We start from the raw sequence: 18,489 nt of genomic DNA, 5'->3' as shown, positions 1-18,489 counted from the left end.
ACAGCGGCTTGACCGGCGCGTTCGTTGGCGTGCACAGGTAGAATCACCAGTTTAGACCCAATTGAGAGAAGGCCCATGGCTCAGCCACACAGTGCGCGCAGTCGCGCCATCGAACCCTTCCACGTCATGGCCCTGCTGGCCCGTGCCAACGAGCTGCAAGCCGCAGGCCACGACGTGATCCACCTCGAGATCGGCGAGCCGGACTTCACCACCGCCGCGCCGATCGTCGCCGCCGGTCAGGCCGCCCTGGCCGCCGGGCACACCCGCTACACGGCGGCCCGTGGGCTGCCGCAGCTGCGCGAGGCGATCGCCGGGTTCTATGGCCAGCGCTACGGTGTGGACCTCGATCCGGAGCGCGTGCTCATCACTCCGGGCGGCTCCGGCGCGCTGCTGCTGGCCAGCAGCCTGCTGGTCGATCCGGGCAAGCACTGGCTGCTGGCCGACCCGGGTTATCCGTGCAACCGGCATTTCCTGCGCCTGGTCGAAGGCGGCGCGCAACTGGTGCCGGTGGGGCCGGACGTCAATTACCAATTGACCGCCGATCTGGTCGATCGCCATTGGGACAAGGACACCGTCGGCGCCCTGGTCGCCTCGCCAGCCAACCCGACCGGCACGGTGCTCGACCGCGACGAGCTGGCCAGCCTTTCCAGGGCCACCCGCGAGCGTCATGGACATCTGGTGGTGGACGAGATCTACCACGGCCTCACCTACGGCATGGACGCGCCGAGCGTGCTGGAAGTGGACGATGAGGCCTTCGTCCTGAACAGTTTTTCCAAATATTTCGGCATGACCGGCTGGCGCCTGGGCTGGCTGGTGGCCCCGCCGTCGGCGGTGGGCGACCTGGAAAAGCTGGCGCAGAACCTCTACATCAGTGCTCCGAGCATGGCCCAGCATGCCGCGCTGGCTTGCTTCGAGCCGCAAACCCTGGCGATCCTCGAGGAGCGCCGCGCCGAGTTCGCTCGCCGCCGCGACTACCTGCTGCCGGCGTTGCGCGGGCTGGGCTTCGGCATCGCCGTGGAACCGCAGGGGGCCTTCTATCTGTATGCCGATATCAGCGCGTTCGGCGGCGATGCCTTCGCGTTCTGCCGGCATTTCCTGGAAACCGAGCACCTGGCGTTCACCCCGGGGCTGGACTTCGGCCGGCATCAGGCCGGTCATCATGTGCGTTTCGCCTACACCCAGAGCCTGCCGCGCCTGGAAGAGGCGGTACAGCGCATCGCCCGTGGCCTGCAGAGCTGGCAGGGCTGACCGATGCAGTTTCCGCCCCTGGAACAGGCGCGCCTGCTGCGCCGCTACAAACGCTTCCTGGCCGACATCGAGCTGGCCAGTGGCGAGCAGATCACCATCCACTGCCCCAACACCGGTTCCATGCTCAATTGCATGCGCGAGGGCGGGCAGGTGTGGTTCAGCCGCTCCAACGACCCCAAGCGCAAGTTGCCCGGTACCTGGGAGATCAGCCAAACGCCCCAGGGCCGTCTGGCCTGCGTCAACACCGGGCGCGCCAACGCCTTGGTGGAGGAGGCCTTGCGCGCCGGCGTGGTCAGCGAGCTGGCCGGCTTCACCACGCTCAAGCGTGAGGTGGCCTATGGCGAGGAGCGCAGCCGGATCGACTTCTACCTGGAGTATGCCGATGGCACCAAGGCCTATGTCGAGGTCAAGAGCGTGACCTTGGGTTACCCCGACACGCCGGTGGCGGCCTTCCCCGACGCCGTCACCCAGCGCGGCGCCAAGCACCTGCGCGAGCTGGCCGCCCTGGCGCGCCAGGGCATCCGTGCGGTGCAGCTGTATTGCGTGAACCTGACCGGTATCGAGGCCGTGCGCCCTGCCGAGGAGATCGACGCCGCCTATGCCCAGGCCCTGCGCGCCGCCGTGGCGCAAGGGGTCGAGGTACTGGCCTACGGCACCCGCCTGGATGCGCAGCAACTGGTCATCGATCGCCGGCTGCCGGTGCTGCTCAATCCGTGAGCCAGATGCCCTGGCTGTCTTCCCGGCAGTCCAGGGCTTCCAGCCACTCGCCCGCGCAGGGGCCGGTGATGCATTCGCCGCTTTCTATCAGGAACTGGGCCCCGTGATGGGCGCACTGGATCAGGCTGGCGCTGTCGTCGAGAAAGCTGTCCGCTGCCCAGTTCAGCGGGATGCCCCGGTGCGGGCAGCGGTTGCGGTAGAGGTGGACCTTGCCCTGGCGGCGCACGCCGAACAGCGGCACGCCGGCTACGCTGAAGGCGCGGCTGTGGCCCTCGGCGAGGTCGTTGGAGGAGCAGAGAAAATGCATTGCAGCGGAGCTTCCGGTTAAGCCGTGTGACAAAGGGATGGCTTGACGCTTCAATGCGAATAATTATCAAATTGCCCGCATTCGCCGCGCCAGGCTGTCTATGGTGCGCACTTGTGCCGCCCGCCACAAGGTGTGCTGCCCGCCCTCTGCAAAGGAATCCGATGATGCGCCGTCCCGCTGCCTTGATTGCCCTGTGCGCCGGTCTTGCCCTGTCCGCCCAAACCATGGCCGCCGAGCTTCCGCAGCGCTGGGTCAGCGCCGGTGGCGCCCTGAGCGAGTGGATCAGCGCCCTGGGCGGCGAGCAGCGGCTGGTCGGTGTCGACACCACCAGCCAGCACCCCGAGTCGCTCAAGGCGCTGCCCAGCATCGGCTACCAGCGCCAGTTGTCGGCCGAGGGCATCCTCAGCCTGCGCCCCGATGTGCTGGTGGGTACCGAGGAAATGGGGCCGCCGCCGGTGCTGGCGCAGATCCGCAAGGCCGGGGTGCGGGTCGAGCTGTTTTCCAGCAAGGCCGAGGTCGGCGCGGTGGACGAGAACCTCAAGCACCTGGGGGCGTTGCTCGGTGACGAGCAGAAGGCCGAGGCGCTGGCCGCCGACTATCGCCGGCAACTGGAGGCGCTGCACAAGCAGGTCGAACAGGCTAAGGCCGGGCACCAGGCGCCCGGCGTCCTGCTGTTGGTCGGCCATGCCGGCGCCAAGCCGATGATCGCGGGGCAGGGTACTGCCGGGGACTGGGTGCTGCGCCAGGCAGGAGGACGCAACCTCGCCGATCACCAGGGCTACAAGAACTTCTCTGTGGAGGCCCTCGCCGCGCTGAATCCGGACGTGGTGGTGGTCTCCGACCGGGCCCTCAGCGGCGAGCAGGCCCTGCAGGCACTGATCAAGGAAAACCCGGCCCTGGCGACTTCGCGCGCGGTGCGCGACAAGCGCCTGCTATCGTTCGACCCGACGCTGCTGGTCGGTGGCCTGGGCCCGCGCCTGCCCGCCACCCTGCATGAGCTGGCCGCCAGTTTTTATCCTGCCGCCAAGGCCAGCTTCAACCCATGAGGCAGCGGGTTCGACCACGTACGCTGTTCATTACCCTGGCGTTGCTATGCCTGCTCGCGGTCTGGCTGTCGCTGGCGCTGGGCCCGGTCAGCCTGCCGTTGCTCGACACCCTGCGCGCCGGCCTGCGCCTGATTGGTTTGCCGGTATCCGGCGAGGGCCTGGAGCAGGCCGAGATGATCCTCGGCCAGATCCGCCTGCCGCGCACCCTGCTGGGGCTGGCGGTCGGTGCCGTGCTGGCGTTGTCCGGCGTGGCGATGCAGGGGCTGTTTCGCAACCCGCTGGCCGACCCGGGGCTGGTCGGCGTTGCCAGCGGCGCCGCCCTGGGCGCGGCGGTGGCGATCGTCGGCGGTAGTTGGCTGGGGGGCATTCCCGACTGGTTCGCGCCTTACCTGCTGTCGCTCTGCGCCTTCGTCGGCGGCCTGGGCGTCACGGCAATGGTCTACCGCCTGGGGCGGCGTGACGGCCAGACCAACGTGGCCACCATGCTCCTGGCCGGTATCGCCATGACCGCGCTGGGCGGCTCGGCGGTGGGGCTGTTCACCTACCTGGCCGACGACGCCACCCTGCGCACCCTGACGTTCTGGAACCTGGGCAGCCTCAACGGTGCCAGCTACGAGCGGCTCTGGCCCTTGCTGCTGGTGGCGGCGGCCGTGGCCCTCTGGCTGCCACGCCGGGCACAGGCGCTCAACGCGTTGCTGCTGGGCGAGTCGGAAGCCCGTCACCTGGGCATCGAGGTCGAGGGGCTCAAGCGCGAACTGGTGTTCTGCACGGCGCTGGGCGTTGGGGCGGCGGTTGCCGCCGCCGGCCTGATCGGCTTCATCGGCCTGGTGGTACCGCACCTGGTGCGGCTGGTGGCCGGGCCGGATCACCGGGTGCTGTTGCCAGCGTCGCTGCTGGCGGGCGGCACTCTGCTGCTGTTCGCCGACCTGATCGCGCGCCTGGCCCTGGCCCCGGCGGAATTGCCGATCGGCATTGTCACCGCGTTCATCGGGGCGCCATTCTTCCTGTTCCTGTTGGTGAAGGTGCGCAGCTGATGCTCGACGTCCAAGGGCTCTCCCTCAAGCGCGGTGGCAGCCTGGTGCTGCACGACATCAACCTGACGCTGCGGCCCGGGCAGGTTCTTGGCGTGCTCGGGCCGAACGGCGCCGGCAAGAGCAGCCTGCTCGGTACCCTGTGTGGCGAACTTGTGCCCAGCGCCGGGCAGGTCCGCCTCGATGGTCGCGGTCTGGAGGGCTGGTCGGGCCAGGAACGGGCACGGCGACTGGCGGTGTTGCCGCAGGTGTCCAGCCTGGGCTTTGCGTTCAGTGTCGAGGAGGTGGTCGGCTTAGGTCGACTTCCCCATGCCAGCGGCCGTCAGCGTGACCGGGAGATCGTCGAGGCGGCGCTGGCGGCGGCGGATGCGGGGCATCTGGTCGAGCGCAGCTACCTGGCGCTGTCCGGCGGCGAACGCCAGCGCGTGCACCTGGCGCGGGTACTGGCCCAGCTGTGGCCCGGCGAGCCGGGTACCACGCTGCTGCTCGACGAGCCCACCTCTGCGCTCGACCCGCTGCACCAGCACACCACGCTGCAAGCTGTGCGCAGCTTCGCCGACCGTGGCGCGGCGGTGCTGGTCATCCTGCATGACCTGAACCTGGCGGCACGCTACTGTGACCATATCCTGCTGCTGGAGCAGGGCCGCTGCCATGCCCTGGACACGCCGCAACAGGTGCTGACGCCGGCGGCGCTGCGGGCAGTGTTCGGTATCGATGTCCTGGTCCAGCCGCACCCGGAGCGCGGCCATCCGCTGATCATCACTCGCTAAGAGGCTTTCGCCATGCGCCATCCCCTGCTGTCCGGCCTGTCCATCTGCCTGGTGCTGGCGCTGGGCGGTTGCCAGGCGAGCCTGCCACCCGTGCCGGCCTGGCAGGGCACCGAGGGCCGTGACAACGCCCAGTTGGGGCGGATCATCGAATTGTCCAGCGGTCAGGCCTTGAGCCCTGGGCAGCTGGTCCAGCGCCTGGCCGATGCGCCACGGGTGCTGGTGGGTGAAAAGCACGACAACCCCGACCACCATCGCCTGCAGCTCTGGTTGCTGCGCGCCCTGGAGAGCCGCCGGCCGCAGGGCAGCCTGCTGCTGGAGATGCTCGAGCCGCAGCAGCAGGCCCTGGTCGATGCGCAGAAGGGCAAGGCCTCGCCGGCAGCCGACCTGCCCAAGGCCCTCGACTGGCAACCCGGCTGGGACTGGGCGCTGTATGGGTCGATCGTCCGCGAGGCCCTGGGCCAACCCTACCCGCTGCTGGCCGCGAACCTGTCACCGGAGGAGGTCCGCCAGGCCTATCGCCAGCCAGTGACACCGCCGGGCGAGCGCTCCAATGCGCCGGCCGTGGTGCAGGCGCTGCTGGCCCAGGTGCGCGCTGGCCACTGCAACCTGCTGCCGGAAAGCCAGCTGCCGGCCATGTTGGCGGTGCAGCAGCAGCGCGACCGACGCATTGCCGAGCGGCTGCTGGCAGCGCCGCAACCGGCACTGTTGCTTACCGGCAGCTACCATGCGCGCAAGGACCTGGGCGTGCCCCTGCATCTGACCGACCTCGACGCCAAGGCCGAGGGCAAGGTGCTGTTGCTGACGGAAGTGGGAGAGACGGTCGAGCCGGGCATGGCCGACTTCGTCTGGTACACCCCGGCGACGCCGGAGCAGGACTACTGCGCCCAACTGCGCAAGGCGCACTGAATCGCGGGCAAAAAAGACCCGGCAAAGTGCCGGGTCAATAACCGTGATTAGCCTGATGAGGAGATAATCTGAGCGTCCGAACCAGGGAGCATTCAGGTTACCCAACCGGTCTCGCGACCAGTTGTGATAATCATAACGATTCTCATTTCGGCGTCAATGCCTTTTGCGAATTATTTTTCGTTTTTCTGTGCCGGGCATTTCGCGTCGAGCTGTTGATTCAGCGCCTGCTTGCGTTCGGCCGGCAGGTCGTTCCAGTGCATGTCCAGCAGGGCCCCCTCGATGGCGTACAACAACACCTTCGAAGCCCGGAATCCTCGCGTTCTCACGGCTTGATAGGCACCCACCGCGCCGAGCCGGCGCAGGTCCGAAGCACTGTGGATACCGACGGCGTGCAGCCATTGCGCAGAGGTCTTGCCAAGGTTTTTCAGATGCTGCAATTCATCGTTCATCGAGCCTCCTTGCGATGGCTGAACGGGTCGTGGGGATAAATCGCGAGCAGGTCAATGAGGAGTGTAGCGGGGGTTGTGAATAACGCGGCCTTTTGCCATCGGGGCCGACGGGATGCAGTACTTTCGCTGGATGGGACCCTACTGGGAGCGGGTTGCGTGGGAGCGGGCTTGTCCCGCGATGGCGATCGCTGGGGCAGACGCTATCGCGGGGCAAGCCCGCTCCCACAAAGTTCCCATCCACAGCCTGGCGCAGGCCAGCCACTTAGCCTTGGCGAGCGCTGCGATAACGCATCCGCGTCCCGAACTTCACCGACATCAGGATCTCGTCGGCGCTGAGCTCGGCCGGGAAGTAGGTCCCGGAGATCTGCGCATGGGCGAGGCTGGCGCCCTCCAGGCCGTTTTCGCGCAGGTCGAGCCCTCGCAGGTCGGCGGCGCGAAAGTAGGCGTCGGTGAAGTCGATGCCGCGCACGTCCAGGTCGCGCAGGTCGAGGCCGCGGAAATCACCGCCGCGAAAGTCGATAGTCGAATCGCTGGGCTTCTCGCGGTTGAACGCCGCGATCTTCTCGTCGCGGATCATCGAGTACAGGACGTTGTCCAGCTGACGGGGCTGATTCATGGCGGCGCCTCCTCCGTGGGGTGTGATGATATTGTAATGACATCACTGGAGGGGCGCCGGACTTCAGGCGTGAACTGTCGACTGCTTCACGCCTTGTGGCTCAAAGGCCGGGCAGGTGCTGGCGGATCTGCTCGATCAGCTGGTCCATGCTGGCGCTTTCCTGGGTGTTCACGCGCTTGCTGTGCTTCTGCTCCTCGGCATCCAGCGGGTCGCGGCTGGCCTGCTGCGCCTGGATCACTTCCAGGGTGGCGTCCGAAGGGTCGATGGCTTCGGCCTGGCGCTGGGCCAGCCAGCTGGCGATCACCGCGTCGGGGGCCTGGCAGTCGAGAATCAGGAACGGCACGCCGGTCTCGCTGGCGACGTCCGCCGCCGCCTTGCGCTGCTCGTGCTTGAGGTAGGTGGCATCGAGCACTACCGGGAAACCGGCATGCAGGATGATCGCCGCCAGCTCATGCAGGCGCTGGTAGGTGGCGATGCTGGCTTCCTTGTCGTAAATGCCAGCCTCGAGCTGACCGGCGTCGGCTGCCGACTGCTTGCCGAACAGGCGCTTGCGCTCCACGTCCGAACGCACGCGTACGGCGCCCAGGGCCTCGACCAGGCGCATCGCCACATGGCTCTTGCCCACGGCCGAGACACCCTGAGTGACGGCCAGCAGGCGCGAAGGGATGGCGCTGTAGCTTTCGGCCAGGTTGGCGTAGTTGCGGTAGGTGCGCAGGGTGGTGGCGCGCTGCACGCCGTCGGCGTCGGGCGACAGGCTGAACAGCGCGACCTTGGCCCGCACCAGGGCGCGGTAGGCCTTGTAGAAGTTCAGCAGCTCCAGGCCTTCGTAGTCGCCGGTCAGCTCCAGGTACTGGCTGATGAAGCGCCGCGACAGGCACTTCAGGCCGCGGTCCTCGAGGTCCATGGCCAGGAAGCCGACGTCGGCGTAGACGTCGGTCAGGCGGAACGGCTCGTTGAACTCGATGCAGTCGAAGATCACCACCTTGCCGTCGATCAGGGTGGCGTTGCCCAGGTGGATGTCGCCGTGGCATTCACGGATGAAACCATTGGCCTTGCGCGCCTCGAGCAGGCCGTGCAGGCGCTTGAAGCTGTCCTGGGCCCAGGCCTGCAGGTTGTCCAGTTGCTGCAGGTCGGCCTTGTCGGTCAGGAACGGGCGGATCTGCTCGAAGTTCTGCTCCACCGGCGCCATGACCGCGTCCGGGGTGCCCAGCGGATGGTCGACCGGCACGTTCGGCGCCTGCAGGTGGAACTCGGCGATCTGCCGGGCCATCTGGTCGATGTGACCGGCGTTCAGCTCGCCGTTGGCCTGCAGGGTGCTGAGCATCTGGTCCTGGGGGAACTGGCGCATCTTCAGCGCGTACTCGATCGCCGGGCCTTCGCCGCCGATCTGCGGGGCCTCGACGCTGCCGGTGATCGGCAGCACTTCCAGATACAGGCCTTCGGTCAGGCGCTGGTTCAGCCGCAGCTCTTCGTTACAAAAATGCCCGCGCTGGTCGAGGCCGGTGAAGTCGAGGAAGCCGAAGTTCATCGGCTTCTTGATCTTGTAGGCGTACTCGCCGGTGAGCAGCACCCAGGAGATGTGCGTCTCGATGAGCTGGAAGCCCGCGACAGGGTGCGGATAGAGGGCGGGGTTCTGCAGCGCGCTGATCAGGGCTTGGCTCACGGATCATCCTTCAGGGGTCAGGGAATTCGAATCGGACATTATGGTCAATGGTGCCGTCCCTGCAAACCGCCGTAGGCGTCTGCCCCCCTTTTCCAAAGTGCGTATAATCCGCCGCCATGACACGTACCCGAAATTCCCGCACCTCTAAAAAACGCCCGACCGGCCGCGCCCGCGCCTGGCTGGGCTGGGCACTCAAGCTCAGCCTGGTCGGCCTGGTGGTGATCGCCGGCTTCGCGGTCTACCTCGATGCGACGGTCCAGGAGAAGTTCTCCGGCAAGCGCTGGACCATCCCGGCCAAGGTGTATGCCCGGCCGCTGGAGCTGTTCGTCGGCCAGAAACTGAGCCGCAACGACTTCCTCACCGAACTCGACGCTCTCGGTTACCGCCGTGAAAGCGCGGCCAACGGCCCTGGCGCGGCGTCGGTCAACGGCAATACCGTCGATCTCAATACCCGTGGCTTCCAGTTCTATGAGGGCATGGAACCGGCGCAGTTCGTGCGCGTGCGCTTCTCCGGCGACTATGTCGCGGGCCTCAGTGGCGCCAATGGCGGCAAGCTCGACGTGGTGCGCCTCGAGCCGCTGATGATCGGCGGCATCTACCCGAAGAACCTCGAAGACCGCATCCTGGTCAAGATCGACCAGGTGCCGCCGTACCTGGTGGAAACCCTGATCGCCACCGAAGACCGCGACTTCTACAGCCACTTCGGCGTATCGCCCAAGTCCATCGCCCGGGCGGTGTGGGTCAACACCTCCTCGGGCGCCATGCGCCAGGGTGGCAGTACCCTGACCCAACAGTTGGTGAAGAACTTCTTCCTCACCAACGAGCGTAGCCTCAGTCGCAAGCTGACCGAAGCGATGATGTCGGTGCTCCTGGAAGTGCACTATGACAAGCGCGAGATCCTCGAGGCCTACCTGAACGAAGTGTTCATCGGCCAGGATGGCCAGCGCGCGGTGCACGGCTTCGGCCTGGCCAGCCAGTTCTTCTTCAGCCAGCCGCTGCAGGAACTCAAGCTGCACCAGATCGCCCTGCTGGTCGGCATGGTCAAGGGCCCGTCCTACTACAACCCACGCCGCCACCCCGAGCGCGCCCTGCAACGGCGCAACCTGGTGCTCGACCTGCTCGCCGAGCAGGGCGTGGCCACCCAGGAAGTAGTCGACGCGGCGAAGAAGATGCCGCTGGGCGTGACCAAGCGCGGCAGCCTGGCCGACAGCTCGTTCCCGGCCTTCCTCGACCTGGTCAAGCGTCAGCTGCGCCAGGACTACCGCGACGAAGACCTGACCGAAGAAGGCCTGCGCATCTTCACCAGTTTCGACCCGATCCTGCAGATGAAGGCCGAGACCGCCATGAGCGAGACCTTCAAGCGCCTGGCCGGGCGCAAGGGCGCCGACGAAGTGGAATCGGCGATGGTCGTCACCAACCCCGAGACCGGTGAAGTGCAGGCGCTGATCGGCAGCCGCCAGTCGGGCTTCGCCGGCTTCAACCGCGCCATCGACGCCGTGCGGCCGATCGGCTCGCTGGTCAAGCCGGCGGTCTACCTGACCGCGCTGGAGCAACCGAGCAAGTTCACCCTGACCAGCTGGGTGCAGGACGAGCCGTTCTCGGTCAAGGGTGCCGACGGCCAGGTGTGGCGCCCGCAGAACTACGATCGCCGCCCCCATGGCACCATCTACCTGTACCAGGGCCTGGCCAACTCCTACAACCTGTCGACCGCCAAGCTAGGCCTGGAAGTCGGCGTGCCCAACGTGATCAAGACCATCGGTCGGCTCGGCGTACAGGTCGACTGGCCGGCATTCCCGTCGATGCTGCTGGGCGCCGGCGGCATGTCGCCGATGCAGGTGGCGACCATGTACCAGACCATCGCCAACGGCGGCTTCAACACGCCGATGCGCGGTATCCGCAGCGTGCTCACCGCCGAAGGCGAGCCGCTCAAGCGCTATCCGTTCCAGATCCAGCAGACCTTCGACCCGGGTTCGATCTACCTGGTGCAGAACGCCATGCAGCGGGTGATGCGCGAAGGCACCGGCCGCTCGGTGTACAGCGTGCTGCCGAGCTCGCTGACCCTGGCGGGCAAGACCGGTACCAGCAACGACTCGCGCGATAGCTGGTTCTCCGGTTTCAGCCAGGACTTGCTGGCGGTGGTCTGGCTGGGCCGCGACGACAACGGCAAGACGCCGTTCACCGGTGCCACCGGCGCGCTGCAGGTGTGGACCAGCTTCATGAAGAAGGCCGACCCGCTGCCGCTGGACATGCCGCAGCCGGACAACGTGGTGCAGGCCTGGATCGATCCGTACAGCGGCCAGGGTTCCGACGGCAGCTGTCCGGGAGCGGTGCAGATGCCGTATATTCGTGGCAGTGAACCGCCCGCTGGCGCCACCTGTGGTGGCGAGCAGAACCCGGCCGAAGAGGTGATGGACTGGGTCAAGGGCTGGATGAATTGAGCGCGAGCTTCTGAAGAGGGTGTGAAGTGAACAAGTGGTGGATTCCTGCCGTGGCGGCAGTGACCGTGCTGCACGGCTGTGCCAGCGTCCCGCGTGGCAACATTCCGGTGGTCGATTCGAGCACCCGGGTCTCCAACAGCGAGCGCGTCTCGGCCAACCGCACGTCGGCCTATCCGACCAGTGGTGGCAGCAGCCAGGCCCGGTCGTTGCCGGAAGACTCCGGCGTCACCGTGATGATCCCGCAGGGGACCGGCGGCGCGCCGATCCAGTCGTTCCCGGCAGGTACCGGCCCGGCGCCGATCAGCACTGGGCCGATCACCCCGGGTCCGGTCAGCAGCGGCCCGATCAGCACCAACCCCAACCCGATCGCCGACGAGCCGTTCGACATCGCCTCGATGAGCAACCCGGCGCCGGTCACCAGCGCGCCCACCGGGATTCCGCGGGGCAATGTCTCCGGCGGCGGCCTGTCCGCCGACGAACAGCTCGACGGCCCGGTGCTGGCGCTGCTGACCACCGCCCAGCAGCAGCAGGGCAGTGGCGACTTCAACGGCGCCGCGTCGAGCCTGGAGCGTGCCCAGCGCATCGCCCCGCGTGAGCCGCAGGTGCTGTTCCGCCTGGCCCAGGTGCGCCTGTCGCAGGGCGACGCCGCGCAGTCCGAGCAGCTCGCGCGCCGCGCCCTGACCTACGCCAACGGTCGTCCCGACCTGCAGGCCCAGCTGTGGAACACCATCGCCCAGGCCCGCGAGAAGCAGGGTGACAGCGCCGGCGCGGCCCTGGCGCGGCAGAAGGCACGGGTCAACCTGTGATGGAACAGCGCATCCTCGATATCGCCGACCATCTGCTGCTGATCGAGCGCGAACTCAAGGTCCAGGGCTGGTGGAGCGATGTCGCGCCCAGCGCCGAGGCGCTGGCCAGCGTGGTGCCGTTCGCCGTCGACAGCATGGCCTTCGAGCAGTGGCTGCAGTGGATCTTCCTGCCGCGGATGAAACTGATCCTCGAGCACGGACACCCGCTGCCCAATGCCTCGGGCATCCTGGTCATGGCCGAGACGGTGTTTGTCGACCGTCCGGAACAAAGCCGCGCGCTACGGCGCTTGTTGGCAGAATTCGACCAATTGATCAGCCCCTCCGCCTGATTTCTTCTCTTTTTCCTTCAAGGGCCGCAGATTGTGGCCCTTTTTTATGAAAATCTTCTTAAATCTGCTGCTGTGAGCCTTTTTAGTGGCTGCAGTGATTCATCTTGCCGAAAAATTGGCAATAATTTCTCTTGACTTGTGCGCGCCGAATCACAAGAATCCAGATTCCGCTGTAGAGGGACTGCCAGAAGCAGACCCGCTAAGCAGATCATGAGGCGCACACCCGCGCCGACTTGTAACACCCCGCAACGCGTTACCTCGCGCTGGGTGGGAAGGCCCGCAACACACCAGGGCACTCCCAATACTTGCTCAGTCAGTGCTGACGTTCGCTCATGCTCTGCTTGGCAGTAAACCTATTAAGACCCGCTCAGTGAGGGCGGTATTCTGGCGTTTTAGAGGTGAACAACGTGGAGCTTTTATCTGGCGCTGAGATGGTCGTCCGCTTCTTGCGTGACGAAGGCGTTAAGCACATCTACGGGTACCCTGGTGGTGCTCTCCTTCATGTTTACGATGCCCTGTTCAAGGAACCGGAAGTCCAGCACATCCTGGTCCGTCACGAACAGGCTGCCACCCATATGGCGGACGGTTACGCCCGTGCCACCGGCAAGGCCGGCGTGGTACTGGTGACTTCCGGTCCAGGCGCGACCAATGCCATTACCGGCATTGCCACCGCCTACATGGATTCCATTCCGATGGTCATCCTGTCTGGCCAGGTGCCCAGCACCATGGTCGGCACCGACGCATTCCAGGAAACCGACATGATCGGTATCTCCCGGCCGATCGTGAAGCACAGCTTCATGATCAAGCACGCCTCGGAAATCCCCGAAGTCCTGAAAAAAGCCTTCTATCTTGCGCAGTCCGGCCGTCCCGGCCCGGTAGTGGTCGACATTCCAAAAGATATGACCAACCCGGCCGAGAAGTTCGAGTACATCTACCCGAAAAAGGTCAAGTTGCGTTCGTATAGCCCGGCTGTTCGTGGTCACTCCGGGCAGATCCGCAAGGCGGCCGAGATGCTCCTGGCGGCCAAGCGCCCGATCGTCTACTCCGGCGGTGGCGTGATCCTCGGCGGCGGCTCCGAAGCCCTTACCGAAATCGCCAAGACGCTGAACCTGCCGGTCACCAACACCCTGATGGGCCTCGGTGGCTTCCCGGGCACCGATCGCCAGTTCCTCGGCATGCTCGGCATGCACGGCAGCTACACCGCCAACATGGCCATGCACCACGCCGACGTGATCTTCGCCGTCGGTGCGCGTTTCGACGACCGCGTGGTCAACGGCCCGGCCAAGTTCTGCCCGAACGCCAAGATCATCCACATCGACATCGACCCGGCGTCGATCTCCAAGATGATCAAGGCCGACGTGCCGATCGTCGGCCCGGTCGAGAGCGTGTTGAGCGAGATGCTCACCATCCTCAAGGAAATCGGCGAGCAGCCCGACAAGGCGGCGCTGGATGCCTGGTGGAAGCAGATCGACGAATGGCGCGGCGACGGTGCGCTGTTCCCCTACGACAAGGGCGACGGCAACATCATCAAGCCGCAACAGGTGATCGAGACCTTGTGCGAAGTGACCCAGGGCGATGCCTTCGTCACCTCCGACGTCGGCCAGCATCAGATGTTCGCGGCGCAGTACTACCGCTTCAACAAACCCAACCGCTGGATCAACTCCGGTGGCCTGGGCACCATGGGCTTCGGTTTCCCGGCGGCCATGGGCGTCAAGCTCAACTTCCCCGACCAGGACGTGGCCTGCGTTACCGGTGAAGGCAGCATCCAGATGAACATCCAGGAGCTGTCCACCTGCATGCAGTACGGCCTGCCGGTGAAGATCGTCAACCTGAACAACGGTGTGCTGGGCATGGTCCGCCAATGGCAGGACATGTCCTACAACGGTCGCCACTCGCACTCCTACGTCGAGTCGCTGCCGGACTTCGTCAAGCTGGCCGAGGCCTATGGCCATGTGGGCATCCGCATCACCAGCCTGAAAGACCTCAAGCCGAAACTGGAAGAGGCTTTCGCGATGAAGGACCGCCTGGTGTTCATCGACATCGCGGTCGACCGGACCGAGCACGTCTATCCGATGCAGATCAAGGACGGCTCGATGCGTGACATGTGGCTGAGCAAGACGGAGCGTACCTGATATGCGGCACATCATCTCCCTGCTGCTGGAAAACGAACCCGGTGCCTTGTCTCGCGTGGTCGGCCTGTTCTCCCAGCGCAACTACAACATTGAAAGCCTGACCGTGGCACCGACCGAAGACCCGACCCTGTCGCGTCTGACGCTGACCACCGTTGGCCATGACGAAGTGATCGAGCAGATCACCAAGAACCTGAACAAGCTGGTCGAAGTGGTCAAGCTTGTCGACCTCTCGGAAAGCGCCCACATCGAGCGCGAACTGATGCTGGTCAAGGTCAAGGCCACCGGTGCCCAGCGCGCCGAAATCAAGCGCACCACGGATATCTTCCGTGGCCAGATCGTCGACGTGACCGCCAGCGTGTACACCGTGCAGCTGAGCGGCACCAGCGACAAGCTGGACAGCTTCATCCAGGCCATCGGCACCGCATCGATTCTCGAAACCGTGCGCAGTGGCGTCACCGGCATTGCCCGTGGCGACAAAGTGCTCAGCATCTAACTTCAAAAACTAGCGATGGCTCCGCTGGGGCCGAGATATAACAGGGGTATTTCATGAAAGTTTTCTACGATAAAGACTGCGACCTTTCCATCATCCAGGGCAAGAAAGTCGCCATCATCGGCTACGGTTCGCAAGGTCACGCCCAGGCGTGCAACCTGAAGGACTCCGGTGTGGACGTTACCGTCGGTCTGCGTAAAGGTTCGGCTACCGTTGCCAAGGCAGAAGCCCATGGCCTGAAAGTGGCTGACGTGGCTACCGCCGTCGCCGCTGCCGACCTGGTCATGATCCTCACCCCGGACGAATTCCAGGGCCAGCTGTACAAGAACGAGATCGAGCCGAACATCAAGAAAGGCGCTACCCTGGCCTTCTCCCACGGCTTCTCGATCCACTACAACCAGGTCGTTCCGCGTGCCGACCTCGACGTGATCATGATCGCGCCGAAGGCCCCGGGCCACACCGTGCGCTCCGAGTTCGTCAAGGGCGGCGGCATCCCTGACCTGATCGCCATCTACCAGGACGCCTCGGGCAACGCCAAGAACGTCGCCCTGTCCTACGCCGCTGGCGTCGGTGGCGGCCGTACCGGCATCATCGAAACCACCTTCAAGGACGAGACCGAAACCGACCTGTTCGGTGAGCAGGCCGTTCTGTGCGGCGGTACCGTCGAGCTGGTCAAGGCCGGTTTCGAAACCCTGGTCGAAGCGGGCTACGCCCCGGAAATGGCCTACTTCGAGTGCCTGCACGAGCTGAAGCTGATCGTCGACCTCATGTACGAAGGCGGTATCGCCAACATGAACTACTCGATCTCCAACAACGCCGAGTACGGTGAGTACGTCACCGGCCCTGAAGTCATCAACGAAGAATCCCGCAAGGCCATGCGCAATGCCCTCAAGCGCATCCAGGACGGCGAGTACGCGAAGATGTTCATCAGCGAAGGCGCCACCAACTATCCTTCGATGACCGCCAAGCGCCGCAACAACGCCGCCCACGGCATCGAAATCATCGGCGAGCAACTGCGTTCGATGATGCCGTGGATCTCGGCCAACAAGATCGTCGACAAGACCAAGAACTGAGTCTTGCGTCGATAAATGAAAAACGCGGCTTCGGCCGCGTTTTTTCGTTTGCGCGGTCAGCTTCTGGTATAAAGCGACCAGTGGCTCGCTGTTAGAACGGTTTTGCCGAGCCCATGTCGAACATATTCCACCCTGTTGCAAGGTACTTTTCATGAGCGAACGTCCCGAAGAGCCGAACAAGCCCTCCGACGCCGAAAGCCTGCTACCTATCGATGAACATGTCGAAGAAGGCCACGATGCCGAAGGGCGCAAGGTGCGTCACCGCGGTATCTATCTGCTGCCCAACCTGTTCACCACCGCGAACCTGTTCGCCGGCTTCTATTCCATCATCAGCTCGATGAGCGCGCAGAGCGCCCTGAGCGCGGGTGATCCGCGGGAGGCGAGCAAGTATTTCGCCTTCGCCGCCATCGCGATCTTCGTCGCCATGGTCCTCGACGGCCTCGACGGCCGCGTGGCTCGCATGACCAATACGCAAAGTGCCTTCGGTGCCGAGTACGACTCGCTGTCGGACATGGTCGCCTTCGGCGTGGCGCCGGCGTTGCTGGCGTTCGGCTGGGCCCTGGGCGACATGGGCAAGGTGGGCTGGATGGTCGCCTTCATCTATGTGGCTGGCGCCGCGCTGCGCCTGGCACGCTTCAACACCCAGGTCGGCACCGCCGACAAGCGTTACTTCATCGGCCTGGCCAGCCCGGCGGCGGCCGGCGTGGTGGCCGGTACCGTCTGGGCGTTCAGCGACTACGGCATCCAGGGCTCCAAGCTGTCGTTCCTGGTGGCGCTGCTGGTGGCGGCTGCGGGCATGCTGATGGTCAGCAACATCAAGTACAACAGCTTCAAGGAGCTCGACCTCAAGGGCCGCGTGCCCTTTGTCGCGATCCTGGCCGTGGTGCTGGTGTTCGCCGTGGTGTTCAGCGATCCGCCGCGCATCCTGCTGCTGATCTTCCTCGCCTACGCCGCGTCGGGGCCGATCCAGTTCCTGTTGCGGGCGCGCCGTCGTAAATCCTGACAAGGATTTAATCGCGGAATAACCTGCCGGCTCCATAGTCTTACGTGTACATCAGTGACCCGTACTGTGGAGCCGCCATGCTCATCAAGCTTCCCCGATCCAGCGACTGCAAGTCGTCCGAGATCACCCCCGAAGGTTTCTACCTCTCCCGTCGCAAGTTGCTGGGCGCCAGCCTTGCAGGTGCAGCCCTGGGCGCCTTGCCCCGGTTGGGCACCGCGGCGGAGGTTTCCCGCTATGCCGATGTCGAGGCGGGCAGCGCGCCAGGCTGGTTCACCGACAAGCTCGGCGCCACGCGCTGGCAGGCAGTCACCGTCAGTGGCGAGGCGATCACGCCGTTCAAGGACGCCACTCACTACAACAACTTCTACGAGTTCGGGCCCGACAAGGGCGATCCGGCGGCCAATGCCGGCAGCCTGAAGACCGAGCCCTGGAGCCTGGTGGTCGATGGCGAGGTGGCCAAGCCCGGGCGCTATGCGCTGGAGGACTTCATCAAGCCTTACCAGCTCGAGGAGCGGATCTACCGCTTGCGCTGCGTGGAGGCCTGGTCGATGGTGATTCCCTGGCTGGGCTTTCCTTTGGCGGAGGTGCTCAAGCAGGTCGAGCCAACTTCGAAGGCGCGCTATATCCGTTTCGAAACCCTGGAAGACCCCAAGAGCATGCCCGGCCAGCGGTCCGGTTTCGCCCTGATCGACTGGCCCTATGTCGAGGGTCTGCGCCTGGATGAGGCGATGAACCCGCTGGCGATTCTGGCGGTGGGCATGTATGGCCGCGAGCTGCCCAACCAGAACGGCGCGCCATTGCGTCTGGTGGTGCCGTGGAAGTACGGATTCAAGAGTATCAAGTCGATCGTGCGCATCAGCCTGGTGGCGGATCAGCCGCAGACCACCTGGCAGGGGCTGGCGCCGAACGAGTACGGCTTCTATGCCAACGTCAACCCGACGGTCGACCACCCGCGCTGGACCCAGGCCCGGGAGCGTCGCCTGCCCAGCGGGCTGTTCAGTCCCAATGTGCGCGATACGCTGATGTTCAACGGCTATGCCGATGAAGTGGCGTCGCTCTATACCGGCCTCGACCTGCGGAAGAATTACTGATGCGTTATCCCTGGCTGCGCCTGGCGATCTTCGTGACTGGTTGCCTGTTCCCCGTATGGTGGCTGTACGAGGCGGCCATGGGGCTGCTTGGTCCTGATCCGGGCAAGATCATGGTGGACCGTCTCGGGCAGGGGGCGCTGATCTTTCTCTTGATTACCCTGAGCATGACGCCGCTGCAGCGGCTGACGGGGTGGTCGGGGTGGATCGTGGTGCGGCGCCAGCTGGGGCTGTGGTGCTTTGCTTATATAGTGCTGCACATGACGGCGTACATGGTGTTCATCCTGGGGCTGGATTGGGGGCAGTTCGGCGTCGAGCTGCGCAAGCGGCCCTACATCATTGTCGGTGCCTTGGGTTTTCTTGGGCTGCTGGCACTG

At 65.1% G+C, this 18,489-nt stretch carries 19 protein-coding genes (1 of these 19 running past the window's edge); 15 read left to right on the top strand and 4 right to left on the bottom strand.

The genetic code is table 11. The annotated features are described in order from the left end of the window. Positions 1–75 precede the first annotated feature (75 nt). Positions 76–1,248 carry a pyridoxal phosphate-dependent aminotransferase gene (locus K2O50_RS23145; protein WP_050706965.1) on the top strand — a complete coding sequence of 391 codons (1,173 nt, stop codon included), beginning with the start codon at positions 76–78 and terminating at the stop codon, positions 1,246–1,248. A 3-nt stretch (positions 1,249–1,251) separates the two neighbouring features. Beyond that, on the top strand, positions 1,252–1,965 hold the full coding sequence (gene sfsA, locus K2O50_RS23140; protein ID WP_050706964.1) for a DNA/RNA nuclease SfsA: 714 nt from the start codon (positions 1,252–1,254) through the stop codon (positions 1,963–1,965). On the opposite strand, the gene K2O50_RS23135 is transcribed toward sfsA, so the two are convergent. Next, entirely contained in the window at positions 1,955–2,272 is a 318-nt protein-coding gene (locus K2O50_RS23135) for a Rieske 2Fe-2S domain-containing protein (protein ID WP_050706963.1), read from the bottom strand. The two genes, sfsA and K2O50_RS23135, sit on opposite strands and share 11 nt — an antisense overlap. A 161-nt stretch (positions 2,273–2,433) precedes the next feature. Between K2O50_RS23135 and K2O50_RS23130 the strand changes: the two genes are divergently transcribed. Genes K2O50_RS23130 through K2O50_RS23115 form a run of 4 tightly spaced genes read left to right on the top strand, consistent with a single transcriptional unit; the run spans position 2,434 to position 6,025 of the window. Beyond that, the gene (locus tag K2O50_RS23130) at positions 2,434–3,318 is read left to right on the top strand and encodes a hemin ABC transporter substrate-binding protein (protein WP_050706962.1); all 885 of its coding nucleotides are present in this window, start codon (positions 2,434–2,436) and stop codon (positions 3,316–3,318) included. A 50-nt stretch (positions 3,319–3,368) separates the two neighbouring features. Further along, positions 3,369–4,352: an iron ABC transporter permease gene (locus K2O50_RS23125; protein WP_177330860.1), complete on the top strand. Its 984-nt coding sequence runs from the start codon at positions 3,369–3,371 to the stop codon at positions 4,350–4,352. Positions 4,353–4,396: 44 nt separating this feature from the next. Then, on the top strand, positions 4,397–5,119 hold the full coding sequence (locus K2O50_RS23120) for a heme ABC transporter ATP-binding protein (protein ID WP_409077835.1): 723 nt from the start codon (positions 4,397–4,399) through the stop codon (positions 5,117–5,119). Positions 5,120–5,131: 12 nt separating this feature from the next. Then, on the top strand, positions 5,132–6,025 hold the full coding sequence (locus K2O50_RS23115; RefSeq protein WP_050706959.1) for a ChaN family lipoprotein: 894 nt from the start codon (positions 5,132–5,134) through the stop codon (positions 6,023–6,025). A gap of 170 nt (positions 6,026–6,195) precedes the next feature. Here K2O50_RS23115 and K2O50_RS23110 read toward each other — a convergent pair whose 3' ends face one another. From K2O50_RS23110 to K2O50_RS23100, 3 genes are all read right to left on the bottom strand, one after another. Continuing rightward, complete coding sequence (locus tag K2O50_RS23110) at positions 6,196–6,474, bottom strand: TfoX/Sxy family protein (protein WP_028691223.1); 279 nt, start codon at positions 6,472–6,474, stop codon at positions 6,196–6,198. Positions 6,475–6,736: 262 nt separating this feature from the next. Further along, entirely contained in the window at positions 6,737–7,090 is a 354-nt protein-coding gene (locus tag K2O50_RS23105; RefSeq protein ID WP_050706958.1) for a pentapeptide repeat-containing protein, read from the bottom strand. Positions 7,091–7,190: 100 nt separating this feature from the next. Continuing rightward, on the bottom strand, positions 7,191–8,753 hold the full coding sequence (locus tag K2O50_RS23100; RefSeq protein WP_050706957.1) for a bifunctional aminoglycoside phosphotransferase/ATP-binding protein: 1,563 nt from the start codon (positions 8,751–8,753) through the stop codon (positions 7,191–7,193). Between the two features lie 116 nt (positions 8,754–8,869). On the opposite strand from K2O50_RS23100, the gene mrcB reads away from it, so the two are divergent. The 9 genes from mrcB to msrQ form a co-directional block, all read left to right on the top strand. Next, complete coding sequence (mrcB, locus tag K2O50_RS23095; RefSeq protein ID WP_050706956.1) at positions 8,870–11,191, top strand: penicillin-binding protein 1B; 2,322 nt, start codon at positions 8,870–8,872, stop codon at positions 11,189–11,191. 26 nt (positions 11,192–11,217) lie between these two features. Beyond that, positions 11,218–11,997 (top strand): M48 family metallopeptidase, encoded by a 780-nt coding sequence (locus K2O50_RS23090; RefSeq protein ID WP_050706955.1) that lies wholly within the window; start codon positions 11,218–11,220, stop codon positions 11,995–11,997. Next, the gene (locus tag K2O50_RS23085; RefSeq protein WP_050706954.1) at positions 11,994–12,326 is read left to right on the top strand and encodes a YqcC family protein; all 333 of its coding nucleotides are present in this window, start codon (positions 11,994–11,996) and stop codon (positions 12,324–12,326) included. Before K2O50_RS23090 ends, K2O50_RS23085 begins: the two co-directional genes overlap by 4 nt. A 407-nt stretch (positions 12,327–12,733) precedes the next feature. Next, entirely contained in the window at positions 12,734–14,458 is a 1,725-nt protein-coding gene (locus tag K2O50_RS23080) for an acetolactate synthase 3 large subunit (RefSeq protein WP_050707010.1), read from the top strand. A gap of 1 nt (position 14,459) precedes the next feature. Continuing rightward, positions 14,460–14,951 (top strand): acetolactate synthase small subunit, encoded by a 492-nt coding sequence (gene ilvN, locus K2O50_RS23075; protein ID WP_003250040.1) that lies wholly within the window; start codon positions 14,460–14,462, stop codon positions 14,949–14,951. A 53-nt stretch (positions 14,952–15,004) separates the two neighbouring features. Next, positions 15,005–16,021 carry a ketol-acid reductoisomerase gene (ilvC, locus tag K2O50_RS23070; RefSeq protein ID WP_027917653.1) on the top strand — a complete coding sequence of 339 codons (1,017 nt, stop codon included), beginning with the start codon at positions 15,005–15,007 and terminating at the stop codon, positions 16,019–16,021. Between the two features lie 151 nt (positions 16,022–16,172). After that, positions 16,173–17,024 (top strand): CDP-diacylglycerol--serine O-phosphatidyltransferase, encoded by an 852-nt coding sequence (gene pssA, locus K2O50_RS23065; RefSeq protein WP_050706953.1) that lies wholly within the window; start codon positions 16,173–16,175, stop codon positions 17,022–17,024. 77 nt (positions 17,025–17,101) lie between these two features. Further along, entirely contained in the window at positions 17,102–18,115 is a 1,014-nt protein-coding gene (gene msrP, locus K2O50_RS23060) for a protein-methionine-sulfoxide reductase catalytic subunit MsrP (RefSeq protein ID WP_050706952.1), read from the top strand. Further along, on the top strand, positions 18,115–18,489 hold the 5' portion of the coding sequence (msrQ, locus tag K2O50_RS23055; protein WP_050706951.1) for a protein-methionine-sulfoxide reductase heme-binding subunit MsrQ. Its footprint extends 234 nt past the window's final position; the window shows 375 of its 609 coding nt (coding positions 1–375); it begins with the start codon at positions 18,115–18,117; its stop codon lies beyond the right edge, outside the window. Before msrP ends, msrQ begins: the two co-directional genes overlap by 1 nt.

The organism is Pseudomonas sp. 2hn (assembly GCF_019646095.1).
Classification (GTDB): Bacteria; Pseudomonadota; Gammaproteobacteria; order Pseudomonadales; family Pseudomonadaceae; genus Aquipseudomonas; species Aquipseudomonas peradeniyensis.
This window is presented reverse-complemented; position numbering and strand designations above follow the sequence as displayed.

Coding starts and splice junctions, on each gene's coding strand:
- K2O50_RS23145 (WP_050706965.1), top strand. CDS start 76: ATGGCTCAGCCACACAGTGCGCGCAGTCGCGCCATCGAACCCTTCCAC.
- sfsA (WP_050706964.1), top strand. CDS start 1,252: ATGCAGTTTCCGCCCCTGGAACAGGCGCGCCTGCTGCGCCGCTACAAA.
- K2O50_RS23135 (WP_050706963.1), bottom strand. CDS start 2,272: ATGCATTTTCTCTGCTCCTCCAACGACCTCGCCGAGGGCCACAGCCGC.
- K2O50_RS23130 (WP_050706962.1), top strand. CDS start 2,434: ATGATGCGCCGTCCCGCTGCCTTGATTGCCCTGTGCGCCGGTCTTGCC.
- K2O50_RS23115 (WP_050706959.1), top strand. CDS start 5,132: ATGCGCCATCCCCTGCTGTCCGGCCTGTCCATCTGCCTGGTGCTGGCG.
- K2O50_RS23110 (WP_028691223.1), bottom strand. CDS start 6,474: ATGAACGATGAATTGCAGCATCTGAAAAACCTTGGCAAGACCTCTGCG.
- K2O50_RS23105 (WP_050706958.1), bottom strand. CDS start 7,090: ATGAATCAGCCCCGTCAGCTGGACAACGTCCTGTACTCGATGATCCGC.
- mrcB (WP_050706956.1), top strand. CDS start 8,870: ATGACACGTACCCGAAATTCCCGCACCTCTAAAAAACGCCCGACCGGC.
- ilvN (WP_003250040.1), top strand. CDS start 14,460: ATGCGGCACATCATCTCCCTGCTGCTGGAAAACGAACCCGGTGCCTTG.
- ilvC (WP_027917653.1), top strand. CDS start 15,005: ATGAAAGTTTTCTACGATAAAGACTGCGACCTTTCCATCATCCAGGGC.
- pssA (WP_050706953.1), top strand. CDS start 16,173: ATGAGCGAACGTCCCGAAGAGCCGAACAAGCCCTCCGACGCCGAAAGC.
- msrP (WP_050706952.1), top strand. CDS start 17,102: ATGCTCATCAAGCTTCCCCGATCCAGCGACTGCAAGTCGTCCGAGATC.